Here is a 13593-nt window from a genome sequence, read left to right on the forward strand (position 1 = left end):
TCGCTGTCGGTGGGCCGTGGCACGCTCCGCCGTGTGACCCGCCACGTGAGCGACGCCGAGCGCCGGTACCGGCTGACACTCCGGCACCGGCTCGTGCCGTCCACCCGCACCGACGACGTCGTGGCGATCGCCGACGACCTGGTGGCGCTGCACTCGACGGACCCGGTCACCGTCTACCTGTCCGCCGCCGCCCGGATGGTTCACCCGCGGACCGGGGCGGTCGACGAGGCGCTCTACACCGACCGCACGCTGCTGCGCCACCACGCGATGCGCCGCACCCTGTGGGTGTTCGGCCGCCGGCACGCCGCGCTCGCCCACCACGGCGCGACCCGCGGCGTCGCCGCGGTGCAGCTCCGCGACCTGATGCGCCAGCTCGCCGCCGCCGGGGTGGCCGATCCACCCGGCTGGTACGCCGGAGCGGCCCGTGAGGTGCTGGGGCTGCTCGCCGAGCGGGGCCCGACCACGGCCCGCGAGGTCGGTACCGCGCTACCGCACATCGCCGGGCTGCGGGTCCCGATCCAGGGCGGCGAGCATCCGGCGCACACCCGGGTGCTGCTGGTGCTCGGCTTCGAGGGCCGGGTGCTGCGGGCGCGGCCGACCGGGACCTGGATCAACGGCCAGTACCGGTGGGCCGCCGCGGAACGCTGGCTCGGCGGCGGGGGTGGTGCCCCCGGCGACCTCGGCGGGCCCGCCGATCCCCGGGCCGCCGCGGCCGGGCTCGCCCGTGCCTACCTGCGCGCCTTCGGGCCGGTGACCCGTGAGGACCTGCGCTGGTGGGCCGGCTGGACGGTGGCCACGACCCGGGCCGCGCTCGCCGACACCGGGGCCGTCGAGGTCACCCTCGACGACGGCGGCACCGGCCACCTCCTTCCCGGCGACCTGGACCCGGTGCCGGACCCGGGCCCGTCGGTGGCGCTGCTGCCCGGCCTGGACCCGACGACGATGGGCTGGAAGGTCCGCCACCACCACCTCGATCCCGGCGCGGCGGCCCGGCTGTTCGACCGCAACGGCAACGGCGGCCCGGCGATCTGGGTGGACGGCCGGAGCGTCGGGTCCTGGGTGCAGCGACCGGACGGCGCGATCGCGACCCGGCTGTTCACCGACGTCGGGCGGGAGGCCGGCCAGGCCGTGGCGGAGGCCGCCGAGCGGCACCGGCTGCTGCTCGGCGACGTCCGGTTCTCGGTCCGCTATCCGGCCCCCGTCCAGCGCGAACTGCTGGACGCACCGCTCACACCGGGTCCGGCTGCAGGTCCAGCCCCAGGTCCAGCGCGGTGACCGAGTGGGTCAGCCCGCCGACGGCGAGGAAGTCGACACCGGTCACCGCGTAGGACCGGGCCGAACCGAGCGTCAGCCCGCCGGAGGACTCCAGCAGCGCCCGGTGCCCGCTCGCGGCAGCGGCCGCGTCCCGGCGGCGGACCGCCTCCGCGGTCGCGGCCGGGCCGAAGTTGTCGAGCAGCACCAGCTCGGCGGACAGGTCGAGGACCTCGTCGAGCTGCTCCAGCGAGTCGACCTCGACCTCGCACGGCAGCTCCGGTGCCGCCGCCCTGGCGGCCCGCAGCGCCGCGGCGACCGAGCCGGCCGCGGCGACGTGGTTGTCCTTGACCAGCACCGCGTCGCCCAGGCCGAGCCGGTGGTTCACCCCGCCCCCGCAGCGCACCGCGTACTTCTCCAGCAGGCGCAGACCGGGCAGCGTCTTGCGGGTGTCACGGATCCCCGCGCCGGTGCCGTCGACGGCGTCCGCCCAGGCCCGGGTGGCGGTCGCGATCCCGGACAGGTGGCAGAGCAGGTTCAGCGCCGTGCGCTCGGCGGTGAGCAGACCCCGGACCGGGCCCCGCACCACGAGCGCCGGGGTCCCGGCGACCAGCCGGTCCCCGTCCGCCGCGGCCGACAGGACGGTGCGCGCGGGACCGGTGCCGAACACCGCGTCCAGCACGGCGAGGGCGGCCGGGACCCCGGCGAGCACCCCGTCCGCCCGCGGGGTGAACGCCGCGGTCGCCACCGCGTCCGCCGGGACCGTCGCGGCCGTCGTCGCGTCCGGGCCGTACCGGAGGTCCTCGGCCAGTGCCGTGCGCACCACCCGGGCGAAATCGTCCGGGTCCGGGGTGCCGATCGCGCTGGCCCCGCCGACACCGGCGGCCACCCGCGCCGTCACGCCGCACCCGCCACGGCGTTCCCGGCGACGACCGGACGGCCCGCCCGGTCGAGCCGGACCGGCAGCGAGCCGCGCTGGTACACGTCGTCGCGGTCGGGGAAGTCGGTCCGCACGTGGCAACCGCGGCTCTCCCGGCGTTCCCCGGCCGCGGCGAGCACCGCCTGGGCGAGCAGGGTCAGCGCGGCGTCCTCGACCCCGCGCCGGTCCACCGGCTGCGCCGTCGTCGTGGCGGCGTCGATCGCGTCCGAGGCGTTCGCCAGCCCAGTGGCGTCGCGGCCGATGCCGGCGCACGTCGTCATCGCGCGCTGCACGACCCGCCGGTCGGCGACCGGCAGCTCCGGCGACGGCTCCGCCGGGGCGGAGAGGGCGACCAGCCCCCGGTCGGCCAGGATCGCGCGGACCGCGCGCTCCCCGACGACCAGACCCTCCAGCAGCGAGTTCGACGCGAGCCGGTTCGCCCCGTGCAGCCCGGTCCGGGCCACCTCGCCCGCGGCGTTACAGACCGGGGACGCCGGTCCGGCCGTCGGTGTCGGCGACGATCCCGCCGCAGGCGTAGTGCGCGGCCGGGGTCACCGGGATCGGTTCGGACTGCGGATCGACGCCGACCGAGCGGCAGGCGGCGTACACCGTCGGGAAGCGGTCGGCGAACCCGGGCAGACCGCTCGCGTCGAGCTGGACGTGGTCGGCGCCGGTCTCGGCCATCCGCCGGGTGATCGCCGCGGCGACCACGTCCCGCGGGGCGAGATCGGCCAGCGGGTGCAGCCCGGCCATGAACGCGGCCCCGGAACGGTCGAGCAGCACCGCTCCCTCGCCGCGCACCGCCTCGGTGACCAGCGGTCGTCGTCCCGCGGTGTCGCTGCCCGGGCCCGCCCAGAGCACGGTCGGGTGGAACTGGACGAACTCGAGGTCCGCCGCGGTCGCCCCGGCCCGCAGGGCGAGCGCGACGCCGTCACCGGTCGCGGTCGAGGGGTTCGTGGTCGAGGAGTACAGCTGGCCGTAGCCGCCGGTGGCGACCAGCACGGCGGGGGCGGTGATCCGCCCGGGCCGGCCGGCGTCGTCGAGCACGGACAGGCCGACCACCCGGCCGGTGACGTCGCGCAGCGCGTCCACCGCGACGTGCCCGGCGAGCACCGTCAGCCGGGCCGAGCGGGCCGCGGCGACCAGCGACCGTTCGATCTCCGCGCCGGTCGCGTCCCCACCGGCGTGCACCACCCGCAGCGCCGAGTGCCCGACCTCGCGGGTCCGGTCCAGCCGCGGGCCGTGCGCGTCGAACAGCGCACCCCTGGCCCGCAGCCGCGCCACGGCCTCCGGGCCGGCGTGCACGATCCGTTCCACCGCTGCGGTCTCGTTCAGCCCGCCCCCGGCCCCGAGCGTGTCGGTCACGTGCGCGTCGAGGCTGTCCCCCGCGATGTCGCCCAGGACGACCGCGACACCGCCCTGCGCCCAGCGGGTCGATCCCTCGGCGATGTCGTCCTTGGTCACGACGACCGTCCGCAGCCCGGCGGCGGTCGCGTCCAAGGCGGCGGTCAGGCCCGCCACCCCGGACCCGACGACGACCAGGTCGACGCCGGTCTCCCAGCCGGCGCTCACTCCCCGCCCCCCGGGTTCCCGATCTCGATCATGCGCTGCACCGCGGCCCGCCCGCGGGCGGCGAGCTCCGGGTCCACGTGGACCTCGTCGGTGCCGTCGCGCACGGACCGGAGCAGCGCCTCGGGGGTGATCATCTTCATGTAGCCGCAGGAGGCCCGGTCGTTGACCGCCCGGAAGTCGATCTCGGGGGCGGCCCGGCGGAGCTGGTGCAGCATGCCGACCTCGGTCGCGACCAGCACCTCGGTCGCTCCGGTGGCCCGGGCCGCCTCGATCATGCCGCCGGTGGAGAGGATCTTGACCTGGTCCTCGGGCACCGCACCGGTGCCGGCGAGGTAGAGCGCCGACGTCGCGCAGCCGCACTCGGGGTGCACGAACAGGTCCGCCTCCGGGTGCGCCCGCGCCTGGTCGGCGAGCTGCTTGCCGTTGATGCCCGCGTGCACGTGGCACTCCCCCGCCCACACGTGCATGTCCGCCCGGTCCAGGACACGGCGCACGTGCGCGCCGAGGAACTGGTCGGGCAGGAACAGCACCTCGCGCTCACGCGGGATCGCGGCGACGACCTCGACCGCGTTGGACGAGGTGCAGCACACGTCGGTCTCGGCCTTCACCGCGGCGGTCGTGTTGACGTAGGACACGACGACGGCGCCCGGGTGCTCGGCCTTCCAGTCGCGCAGCTGCTCGGCGGTGATCGAGTCGGCGAGCGAGCAACCGGCCGCTGCGTCCGGGATCAGCACGGTCTTGTCCGGCGCGAGGATCTTCGCCGTCTCCGCCATGAAGTGGACCCCGCAGAAGACGATCGTCGACGCGTCCGAGGCCGCCGCGATCCGGGACAGCGCCAGCGAGTCACCCACGTGATCGGCGACGTCCTGGATCTCCGGCCGCTGGTAGTTGTGCGCGAGCAGGACCGCGTCCCGCCGGTGGGCCAGCGTGCGCACCTCGTCCGCCCATCCGGGGTCGACGGTGGTGTGCTCGGGTGCCGTCAGCGTCGGAACCATCTCGCCCTCCCGGGCCGCATCAGGTTTTCGCCTAGTGAGCGGACACTTGCCGGATGGTAGCACCGGAGGACGCCGGGGAGCACCCGATCGGTGACCGGGACCTCACCCGGCCGTCACGCCACCGTCACCCCACCGCCATCCCGCCCCCCGGCCCCACTCATGGAGCTTCGGCCTCGTGAGACCGGGCCGAAGCTCCATGAGTGGGACAGGGAGACAGGGACGGGGCGGGAGGGACAGGGCGGGAGCGGTGTGCGGCGCACCCCTAGGGTGTGGATCGTGACGAGCCTCCCGGTCCTGCACGAGGTCCTCGCGGCCGTGCTCGGGATCCGGGGCGGGCGGTTGTGCGTCCTGCTCTGGCAGCGTGCGCTGCCTCCCGCGGCCGGGCGGTGGGCGCTGCCCGGCGGCCGGCTCGCCGGGAACGAGGACGTCGAGACCTCGGTGCGCCGCCAGCTCGCCGAGAAGGTCGACGTCCGCGAGATCGCGCACGTCGAGCAGCTGTCGGTGTTCTCCGACCCGGCACGCACCCCGGGCCCGCGGACGATCGCGACCGCGTTCCTCGGGCTCGTCCCGTCCGACGCCGACCCCGCGCTGCCGGCCGACACGGCGTGGCACGAGATCGACGCGCTCCCGGTCACCGCCTTCGACCACGCCGGCATCGTCGACGCCGCCCGGGACCGGCTGCGGGCCAAGCTGTCCTACACCAACCTCGGGTTCGCCCTGGCCCCGGCGGAGTTCACGATTTCGGCGCTGCGCGAGCACTACGTCGCGGCGCTCGGGCACGAGGTCGCGGCGACCAACCTGCAACGGGTGCTGACCCGGCGGGACCTGCTCGTCCCGACCGGCGAGACCGCGGCGCCGGGGCGCGCCGGTGGACGGCCGGCGGCGGTGTTCCGGTTCACCGAGCGGTCCCTGCTGGTGACCGACGCGTTCGCGGCCCTGCGACCCCCTCTCCGCCCGCGACCGGGCGGTGCGCCGTGAGGCGTACTACCGTGAACCGGTGTCCGTGACGATTCCGCTGTTCCCGCTGGGAACGGTGTTGATGCCGGGCGCCCCGCTCCCGTTGCACATCTTCGAGCCGCGCTACCGGCAGCTGACCGTCGATCTGATCACCGGGGCGGTGCCGGACAAGGAGTTCGGGGTCGTCGCGGTGCGCGAGGGACACCATCCGGACCGGAACGGGATGGCCGGGATGCACGCCGTCGGCTGCACCGCGGTGGTGCTCGACGCGCGGCGCCTGCCGGACGGCCGCTACGACGTCGTCACCCGCGGCGCGCGGCGGTTCCGGCTGCTCGATGTCGACCCGGGCGCCCGGCAGTACCTGTGCGGTGACGTCGAGTACCTGCCCGACGACGGGCCAGTGGACGACCCGCGCCTGGTCCGGATGCTGGAGAGCGCCGCACGGGCCGCACACCGCGGCTACTGCCGCACGGCGTGGCGGACCGGGGACTGGTCCGAGCCCGCCGACGAGACGCCCACCGGCGAGCTGGCCCACCTGCTCGCCGGTGACTGCCTGCTCCCGCTCACCGACCGCCAGGACCTGCTCCAGGAGACGGATCCGGTGCAGCGGCTGCGCGAGATCCGGCGGCTGATGGCCCGCGAGACCGGGCTGCTCTCCCGGCTGCGCGCGGTCCCGGCCGGCCCGGGCACGTTCGGCGAGGAGCAGAGCCCGAACTGACCGGCCCTACTCCGCACCGAGCGCTAGCCGCGGCCCGGACCACCGCGCCCGCAGCCACCGGTCGTGCGAGGTGACGACGACGGTCCCCGGCGCCGAGCCCAGCGCCTCCTCCAGCTCGCCGGCCAGCCGCAGCGAGACGTGGTTGGTCGGCTCGTCGAGCAGCAGCAGGTCCGGCGCGTCCGCCACGGCCGCCGCGAGCGCGAGCCGGCGGCGCTGCCCCAGCGAGAGCGCCCCGACCGCGGTCCCGTGCTCGCGCGGGTGCAGCAGTCCCAGCTCGCCGAGCGGGACGCGCTCGGCGAGGTCCGGGCCGAGCAACGCGACGTAGGCGTCCCGCGCGGTCCGGTCGGCCGGCCCGATCTCCGGGTCCTGGGCGAGCAGCCCCACCCGCCGGGCCCGGACATCGACACTGCCCGCGGCCGGAGCGAGGTCACCGTGCAGGACCGCCAGCAACGTCGACTTCCCCGACCCGTTCGGACCGGTGACCAGCAGCTTCTCTCCCACCGGCAGGTCGAGGACGTCGAGTGCGAGCCGACCTTCCACCCGCAGGTCACGCAGCTGCACCGCCAGCGCGCCGGTGCCGGCGCCGGTGAGCCGCCCGGCGAACCGGAGCGGACGCGGCGGCTTCGGCAGCGCCTCGCGCTCGGCGGTCTCCAGCCGGCGCCGGGCGTCGTTGACCCGGCGGGCCCGGGTGCGCTCGACGTTCGCCCCCTTGAACTTGGTGATGAACTTGTCGTTGTCACGCGGGCCGCGGCCGGGCGCGATCGCGGAGGTACCGATGCGGGTCCGCTCACGGAGCCGGTCGATCTCCTCCTGCTCGGCGGCGAACCGCTCCTCCCAGCGCGCCCGGCTCGCCGCCTGCGCGTCGAGGTACTCGGTGAACGTCCCGCCGAACCGGCGGCCGCCGTGGCCGTCGGTGCCGAGCACGCCGGCGTCGAGATCGAGCAGCTCGGTGCACACCCGGTCGAGGAAGGTGCGGTCGTGGCTGGCCGCGACGACGACGCCCGGCAGCTCCGTCAGCGAGCGTTCCAGCAGGTCGAGCGCGGAGTCGTCGAGGTGGTTGGTCGGTTCGTCGAGCAGCAGCACGGCCGGCCGGCGGACCAGCGCCGCCGCCATCGCCAGCCGGGTCCGCTGCCCGCCGGACAGCGTGGCGACCCGCCGGTCACGGTCCAGGTCCGCGACGCCGAGGGTGCCGGCGGTGACCTCGGCCCGGCGGTCGGCGTCCCAGGCGTCGTGCGCCACGGCCCAGGCCAGCGTCCGGTCGTACTCCGCGGCGGCGGGGCCGTCGGGGTACGACGCCAGCTCGGTGGCCAGCCGTTCCAGTTCGGCGACCGCGTCGTGCAGGGGACGCAGCGCGGCGTCGAGCAGCTCCCCGACGGTGCCGTGCGGCCCGATCTCCGGCTCCTGTGGCAGGTACACCAGGTCGGCGGGGGCGCTGACCGCGCCGGAGTCCGGGGTGTCGACCCCGGCGAGGAGCCGCAGCAACGTCGACTTCCCGCTGCCGTTCTCACCGATCAGCCCGATCCGGGTGCCGGGAGCGGCGACGAGATCGACGCCGTCGAGCACGGGCGGGCGACCGGCGCGGGCGGGGAAGGTGTGGACCAGACCGGTCGCGGTGAGGGCCTGCAGATCCGTGGCAGAGGGCATGACGACGACTCCGGGGAACGGAGGACGACCGCCGGGGCAGGTGCCGCTCGGTAGTCGGATGGGGTCGTCAGTGCCTCATGATGACCGGGAGAATAACCGGCTCCCGATCGGCGCGCCACCCGGATCCGGGACGGCGTCAGTGCCAGCCGTACCGGGACCGCAGCTGCTCGGCGACCCGGTCGAAGCGGTCCCGGTCGAGGATCGCGCCCTCGCGGCGGATGCCGTGCTCCTCGACCTCCAGCACCCGGTCCAGGCGGATGTAGGAGTCGCGGCCCTCCCGGTCCCAGGCCCCGGAGCCGATCCCGACCCATTCCGGGTCGTGCGCGCGCCGGTCCTGGCTGGACAGCATGAGACCGAGCAGATCGCCGCCGGAGCGGCCGACGACCAGCAGCGGGCGGTCCTTGCCCTGCTTCGGGTCCTCCTCGTAGGGCACCCAGGTCCAGACGATCTCGCCCGGGTCCGCGGCGCCGTCCCGCTCCGGGGCGTAGACGACCTCGCGGGCCCGGTCCCCGGTCGCCGCGGTGCGGACCCGGGCCGGGCCGGCCCCCGGGCGCGGAGCGCCGCCGGATCCCCGCTGCGAGTCCTTCAGCAGCCTGGTCGCCACCTTCACGGCGGTGCGCACCACCGAGCCCCAGTTGATCGCCATGGCGGCCAGCCTGCCGCACGTGCGACCGGGGACACAGCGCGGGTCGCGCAACAGCGGCACAGCGCGGGTCGCGCAACAGCGGCACAGCGCGGGTCGCGCAACAGCGGCACAGCGCGGGTCGCGCAACAGCGGCACAGCGCGGGTCGCGCAACAGCGGCACAGCGCGGGTCGCGCAACAGCGGCACAGCGGGTCGCGCACAGGTGACGCCGTACGGGCCACGCATGAACGACGGCGCATGCGGGAACGCGGCAGCCATGAAGGCCACCCTGATCCACGGCACGCACGACGTCCGCGTCTCCGGCGACGTGCCGGACCCCCGGCTGCGCGAGGACACCGACGCGATCGTCCGCGTGCTCCGCTCCTGCATCTGCGGCAGCGACCTGTGGCCGTACAACTCGGCCGAGGACTCCCCCGAGGGCGAGCGGATCGGCCACGAGTTCCTCGGTGTCGTCGAGGAGGTCGGCTCCGGGGTACGCACCATCGAGAAGGGGCGGCTGGTCGTCGCCCCGTTCGTGTGGGCCGACAACACCTGCGACTTCTGCCGCAAGGGCCGGCAGACCTCCTGCCGGCACGGCGGCGGCTGGGGCGCCGACGGCACCGACGGCGGCCAGGGCGAGGCGGTCCGGGTGCCGTTCGCCGACGGCACGCTCGTCCCGATGCCCGGCGAACCCGACGACGCGCTCCTCGCCTCGATGCTGACCCTGTCCGACGTGTTCTCCACCGGTCACCACGCCGCCGTCTCGGCCCGGGTCGCCCGCGGGGACACCGTCGCCGTCATCGGCGACGGTGCCGTGGGCCTGTCCGCGGTGCTGGCCGCGAAGCGGCTCGGCGCGGAGCGGATCCTGCTGCTGGGCCGGCACACCGACCGCACCGACCTCGGCCGCGAGTTCGGGGCGACCGACGTGGTGCCCGAACGCGGCGACGAGGGCATCGCCCGGGTGCGTGAGCTGACCGGCGGCGACGGTGTCGACGCCGCCCTGGAGTGCGTCGGGTTCACCGAGGCGGTCCGCACCGCCGTCGAGATCACCAGGGACGGCTGCCTGGTCGGCCGGGTCGGCGTCTCGCAGTACACCGACATCCCGCTCGGCAAGGACGCGTTCATGCGCAACGTCGGCGTGCACGGCGGTGTCGCACCGGCCAGGGCCTACATCGAGGAACTGCTGCCCGACGTCCTGGACGGCACGATCCAGCCGGGGAAGGTCTTCGACCGCACCATCGGTCTCGACGAGGTCCCGGACGGCTACCGCGCGATGAACGACCGGGAGGCCCTCAAGGTGCTCATCCGCCCCTGATCCCGCTGCTGCTCAGCCGGTGCGCTCGCCGTGCCGGCTGCACCGGGCCGTCCAGCCGGTCGGGTGGATCTGCACCACCATCCGGCGGGCGCAGTCCGGGCAGTACCGGGGTGGCTCCAGCGCGCGCCGCTGCGCGCACCGGTCGTGCCCCGGCTCGGAGCCGGGCACGCCGCACTGCTCGCAGTACGGCGCACCCGCCTCCCGGGCGTGGACGGTGCTCACAGGGTCTCGTTCAGGGCCTTGATCGGCATCTCCAGCTCACCGAGCAGGTCGATGTCGGACTCGGCGGGCCGGCCCAGCGTGGTCAGGTAGTTGCCGACGATCACGGCGTTGATCCCGCCGAGCAGGCCGCGCCGGGCCCCCAGGTCGCCGAGGGTGATCTCACGGCCGCCGGCGAAGCGGAGGATGGTGCGCGGCAACGCCAGCCGGAACGCCGCGACCGTCCGCAGCGCGTCCGGTCCGGACATCGGCTCGAGGTCGCCGAACGGCGTGCCGGGGCGCGGGTTGAGGAAGTTCAGCGGCACCTCGTCCGGGGCCAGCTCGGCGAGCTGCCCGGCGAACTCGGCGCGCTGGTCGAGCGACTCGCCCATCCCGACGATGCCGCCGCAGCACACCTCCATCCCGGCCTCCCGCACCATCCGCAGGGTGTCCCAGCGCTCGGACCAGGTGTGCGTCGTGACGACGTTCGGGAAGTGGCTGCGCGCGGTCTCCAGGTTGTGGTTGTAGCGGTGCACGCCCATCGCGGCGAGCGCGTCCACCTGGTCGGCGGTCAGCATCCCCAGCGAGCAGGCGATGTTGATGTCGACCGCGTCCCGGATCGCCGCGATGCCCGCCGCGACCTGGGTCATGAGCCGCTCGTCCGGTCCGCGGACGGCCGCGACGATGCAGAACTCCGTCGCGCCGGTCTTCGCGGTCTGCTTCGCGGCCTCGACCAGCATCGGGATGTCCAGCCACGCCGACCGCACCGGCGTCGCGAACAGGCCGGACTGCGAGCAGAAGTGGCAGTCCTCCGGGCAGCCGCCGGTCTTGAGCGAGATGATCCCCTCGACCTCGACGTCGGGTCCGCACCAGCGCATGCGCACCTCGTGGGCCAGCCCGAGCAGGTCGTCGAGACGGTCGTCGGGCAGGTCGAGCACCGTGCGTACCTGCTCGGTGGTGAGGCCGGTCCCCTGTTCGAGGACCTGCTCGCGGGCGACGGTGAGGACGTCGGTCCGTGCGGTCGTCATGATCTGGCATCCTGCCAGCGGGACAACGGATCCGGGCCCAGTGTGCGCGACGCAACCGTCGCGAACCGGGCCGGTTCCGCCGTCCCCAGCCCGGCCGGGAGCGCTCCCAGCAGCGGTGCCCCGGTGGTCGACGGCAGGTCGGCGAGGTTGCACCGGGCGGCGAGATCGGGGTTCTCCGGCCAGGCCCCGACGACGACGCCCGCGCAGACCAGCCCGCGGACGGCGAGCGCCTCGACGGTGAGGCCGGTGTGGTTGAGCGTGCCGAGCCCGGCCGCCGCGACGACGACCACCGGCGCGCCGAGTTCCGCGGCCACCCCGGCGAGGGTGCCGCCGTCGTCGTCGAACCGGACGAGCAGGCCGCCCGCCCCCTCCACGAGGACGAGATCGTGCGTGCGGGCCAGCTCGCGGGCGGCGTCGACGGCGTGGCGCGGGGTGACCGGATCCCGCCCGGCCCGGCGGGCGGCCGTGGCCGGGGCCAGCGGATCCGGGTAGCGGGCCAGCTCGGCGGTCGTCACCCCGGGTACCAGGGCGGCGACGGCGTCCGCGTCCCCCGGCTCGCCGGGGACGACGCCGGTCTGTGCGGGCTTGAGGACCGCGACCCGCTCCCCCGCCGCGACGGCGACGGCCGCGAGTGCCGCGGTCACGACGGTCTTGCCGACCCCGGTGCCGGTCCCGGTGACGACCACGACGCGGCCGGTCGCGCCGCTCATGCCCGGGCCCTGGCGTCGGCGACGACCTCGGCGAGGACGGTCGCCGCGTGGTCCAGTTCGGGCCCGGTCAGCCCGGCCCGGGCGGTGAGCCGCAGCCGGGAGCCACCGGGCGGCACCGACGGCGGCCGGAAGCACCCGACCCGCACGCCCCGTTCCAGGCAGGCCGCCGCCGCGGCCACCGCCGGCCCCGGCTCGCCGAGCAGCACCGGCACCACCGCCGACACCGGCACCGGCACGTCGACCGCGGCCGCGAGGACCCCCGCCACCCGCAGCACGTCCGCGGACCGCTCCGGCTCGGTGGCCAGCACCCGCAGCGCGGCCAGCGCCGAGCCCACCGCGGCCGGGGCCAGTCCGGTGTCGAAGATGAAGCTCCGGGCGGTGTCGACGAGGTGCGCCACGACCCCGGGCGGGCCGAGCACCGCGCCGCCCTGGCTGCCGAGCGCCTTGGACAGGGTCACCGTCGCGACCACGTCGTGCTCCCCGGCGAGCCCGGTCTCGGCGAGCAGCCCGCGCCCGCCGGGGCCGCGCACACCGAGGCCGTGCGCCTCGTCGGCGACCAGGACCGCCCCGTGCCGCCGCGCGACCCGGTGCAGGGCGAGGAGCGGCGCGAGGTCGCCGTCCGCGGACCCGACGCTGTCGGTGAGGACCAGCGCGCGGGACTCCGGGCGGTCGGCGAGCGCCGCGGCGACCGCGTCCGGGTCGGCGTGCGGGGTGACGACCACCCGGGCCCGGGAGAGCCGGCAGGCGTCCACCAGGGAGGCGTGCACCGCGGCGTCGGAGACGACGAGCGCCCCGGGACCGGTCAGCGCGGACACGACGCCGAGGTTCGCGGCGTAGCCGGAGGAGAACACGAGCGCGTCGGCGAACCCGCAGAAACCCGCGAGCTCCCGTTCCAGCTCGGCGTGCAGCGTGGTGCTGCCGGTGACCAGCCGCGATCCGGTCGCTCCCGCGCCCCAGGCCCGCAGGGCGGCCACCCCGCCCGCGACGACCCGCGGGTCGGTGGCGAGCCCCAGGTAGTCGTTGCCGGCCAGGTCGAGCGGGGCGCCCGGACCGTCCGGGGCGCGTGGTCGCAACCGGCGGCGCAGGCCGTCGGCCGTGCGGGCGGTCGCGATCTCGTCCAGCCAGGCGAGCGGGTGGCCGGGCGTCACCGCCGGGTCGGGTCGGGTCACGGTCACCGACCCTAGGCGGGGCCCCGGCACACGCGTACCCCGCGCCGGGCGGACCGGCGCGGGGTACGGGGACGTACGGGTCAGGCCTGGGTGGTACCCGGCCCCGCCTCCTGCTCCTGCTCGGCGACGGCGGCCTTCACCTCGTCCATGTCGACGGACTTGACCTGGCCGATCAGGTCCTCGAGGGCGTCGGCCGGCAGCGCGCCGGGCTGGGAGTAGAGGACGACGCCGTCGCGCACGGCCATGACGGTCGGGATCGAGGAGATCCCGAACGCCCCGGCCAGCTCCTGCTGCGCCTCGGTGTCGACCTTGCCGAACGTCACGTCCTCGTGCTTGTCGGACGCCTCGTCGTAGACGGGGGCGAACTGCTTGCACGGGCCGCACCAGGACGCCCAGAAGTCGATCAGGACGGTCGCCCCGGGCGCGCCCACGACGTCGTTGAAGTTGTCGGTGGTCAGTTCCACGGTGGCCATGTGCCCTCCAACGACGCCGG

At 75.8% G+C, this 13593-nt stretch carries 13 protein-coding genes and 1 pseudogene; 4 read left to right on the forward strand and 10 right to left on the reverse strand.

Annotation, left to right across the window (positions count from 1 at the left end):
- Positions 1-33: 33 nt before the first annotated feature.
- A complete protein-coding gene (locus AFB00_RS00550) occupies positions 34-1275 on the forward strand; it encodes a winged helix DNA-binding domain-containing protein (RefSeq protein WP_197519706.1) in 1242 nt (413 codons plus the stop codon).
- Here AFB00_RS00550 and nadC read toward each other — a convergent pair.
- The 3 genes and pseudogenes from nadC to nadA all read right to left on the reverse strand — a co-directional run bounded on the left by nadC (position 1229) and on the right by nadA (position 4737).
- Positions 1229-2152, reverse strand: coding sequence for a carboxylating nicotinate-nucleotide diphosphorylase (nadC, locus tag AFB00_RS00555; RefSeq protein ID WP_083275150.1), 924 nt, complete (start codon positions 2150-2152; stop codon positions 1229-1231). The genes AFB00_RS00550 and nadC overlap by 47 nt on opposite strands.
- A pseudogene (locus AFB00_RS00560) lies at positions 2149-3742 on the reverse strand (L-aspartate oxidase). The gene nadC and the pseudogene AFB00_RS00560 overlap by 4 nt, the downstream one beginning before the upstream one ends.
- Positions 3739-4737, reverse strand: a complete 999-nt coding sequence (gene nadA, locus AFB00_RS00565) for a quinolinate synthase NadA (protein ID WP_068795576.1) — start codon at positions 4735-4737, stop codon at positions 3739-3741. The pseudogene AFB00_RS00560 and the gene nadA overlap by 4 nt, the downstream one beginning before the upstream one ends.
- 276 nt (positions 4738-5013) lie before the next feature.
- Here nadA and AFB00_RS00570 point away from each other — a divergent pair, with 276 nt between their 5' ends.
- Complete coding sequence (locus AFB00_RS00570; protein WP_068799867.1) at positions 5014-5715, forward strand: NUDIX hydrolase; 702 nt, start codon at positions 5014-5016, stop codon at positions 5713-5715.
- A 19-nt stretch (positions 5716-5734) separates the two neighbouring features.
- Positions 5735-6412 carry an LON peptidase substrate-binding domain-containing protein gene (locus AFB00_RS00575; protein ID WP_083275920.1) on the forward strand — a complete coding sequence of 226 codons (678 nt, stop codon included), beginning with the start codon at positions 5735-5737 and terminating at the stop codon, positions 6410-6412.
- 6 nt (positions 6413-6418) lie between these two features.
- Here AFB00_RS00575 and AFB00_RS00580 read toward each other — a convergent pair whose 3' ends face one another.
- Both AFB00_RS00580 and AFB00_RS00585 read right to left on the reverse strand, forming a co-directional pair.
- On the reverse strand, positions 6419-8056 hold the full coding sequence (locus AFB00_RS00580; RefSeq protein ID WP_083275152.1) for an ABC-F family ATP-binding cassette domain-containing protein: 1638 nt from the start codon (positions 8054-8056) through the stop codon (positions 6419-6421).
- Positions 8057-8192: 136 nt separating this feature from the next.
- Entirely contained in the window at positions 8193-8702 is a 510-nt protein-coding gene (locus AFB00_RS00585; protein ID WP_068795578.1) for a type II toxin-antitoxin system PemK/MazF family toxin, read from the reverse strand.
- A 255-nt stretch (positions 8703-8957) separates the two neighbouring features.
- Here AFB00_RS00585 and AFB00_RS00590 point away from each other — a divergent pair, with 255 nt between their 5' ends.
- Positions 8958-9995: a zinc-dependent alcohol dehydrogenase family protein gene (locus tag AFB00_RS00590; RefSeq protein ID WP_068795579.1), complete on the forward strand. Its 1038-nt coding sequence runs from the start codon at positions 8958-8960 to the stop codon at positions 9993-9995.
- 12 nt (positions 9996-10007) lie between these two features.
- Here the strand turns inward: AFB00_RS00590 and bsaP are convergent, their stop codons facing one another.
- The 5 genes from bsaP to trxA form a co-directional block, all read right to left on the reverse strand.
- Positions 10008-10217 (reverse strand): biotin synthase auxiliary protein BsaP, encoded by a 210-nt coding sequence (gene bsaP, locus AFB00_RS00595; protein WP_068795580.1) that lies wholly within the window; start codon positions 10215-10217, stop codon positions 10008-10010.
- Complete coding sequence (gene bioB / locus AFB00_RS00600) at positions 10214-11221, reverse strand: biotin synthase BioB (protein WP_068795581.1); 1008 nt, start codon at positions 11219-11221, stop codon at positions 10214-10216. Before bioB ends, bsaP begins: the two co-directional genes overlap by 4 nt.
- On the reverse strand, positions 11218-11931 hold the full coding sequence (gene bioD / locus AFB00_RS00605; RefSeq protein ID WP_068795582.1) for a dethiobiotin synthase: 714 nt from the start codon (positions 11929-11931) through the stop codon (positions 11218-11220). Before bioD ends, bioB begins: the two co-directional genes overlap by 4 nt.
- Positions 11928-13100, reverse strand: coding sequence for an 8-amino-7-oxononanoate synthase (locus tag AFB00_RS00610; RefSeq protein ID WP_083275921.1), 1173 nt, complete (start codon positions 13098-13100; stop codon positions 11928-11930). The genes bioD and AFB00_RS00610 overlap by 4 nt, the downstream gene beginning before the upstream one ends.
- A gap of 80 nt (positions 13101-13180) precedes the next feature.
- The gene (trxA, locus tag AFB00_RS00615; RefSeq protein WP_068795583.1) at positions 13181-13573 is read right to left on the reverse strand and encodes a thioredoxin; all 393 of its coding nucleotides are present in this window, start codon (positions 13571-13573) and stop codon (positions 13181-13183) included.
- Positions 13574-13593: the final 20 nt, after the last annotated feature.

The organism is Pseudonocardia sp. HH130630-07, assembly GCF_001698125.1.
Classification (GTDB): domain Bacteria; phylum Actinomycetota; class Actinomycetes; order Mycobacteriales; family Pseudonocardiaceae; genus Pseudonocardia.

Excerpts from the sequence above, each read along its gene's own strand:
- nadA (WP_068795576.1), bottom strand. The coding sequence starts at position 4,737 with ATGGTTCCGACGCTGACGGCACCCGAGCACACCACCGTCGACCCCGGA.
- AFB00_RS00580 (WP_083275152.1), bottom strand. The coding sequence starts at position 8,056 with ATGCCCTCTGCCACGGATCTGCAGGCCCTCACCGCGACCGGTCTGGTC.
- AFB00_RS00585 (WP_068795578.1), bottom strand. The coding sequence starts at position 8,702 with ATGGCGATCAACTGGGGCTCGGTGGTGCGCACCGCCGTGAAGGTGGCG.
- AFB00_RS00590 (WP_068795579.1), top strand. The coding sequence starts at position 8,958 with ATGAAGGCCACCCTGATCCACGGCACGCACGACGTCCGCGTCTCCGGC.
- bioB (WP_068795581.1), bottom strand. The coding sequence starts at position 11,221 with ATGACGACCGCACGGACCGACGTCCTCACCGTCGCCCGCGAGCAGGTC.
- bioD (WP_068795582.1), bottom strand. The coding sequence starts at position 11,931 with ATGAGCGGCGCGACCGGCCGCGTCGTGGTCGTCACCGGGACCGGCACC.
- trxA (WP_068795583.1), bottom strand. The coding sequence starts at position 13,573 with ATGGCCACCGTGGAACTGACCACCGACAACTTCAACGACGTCGTGGGC.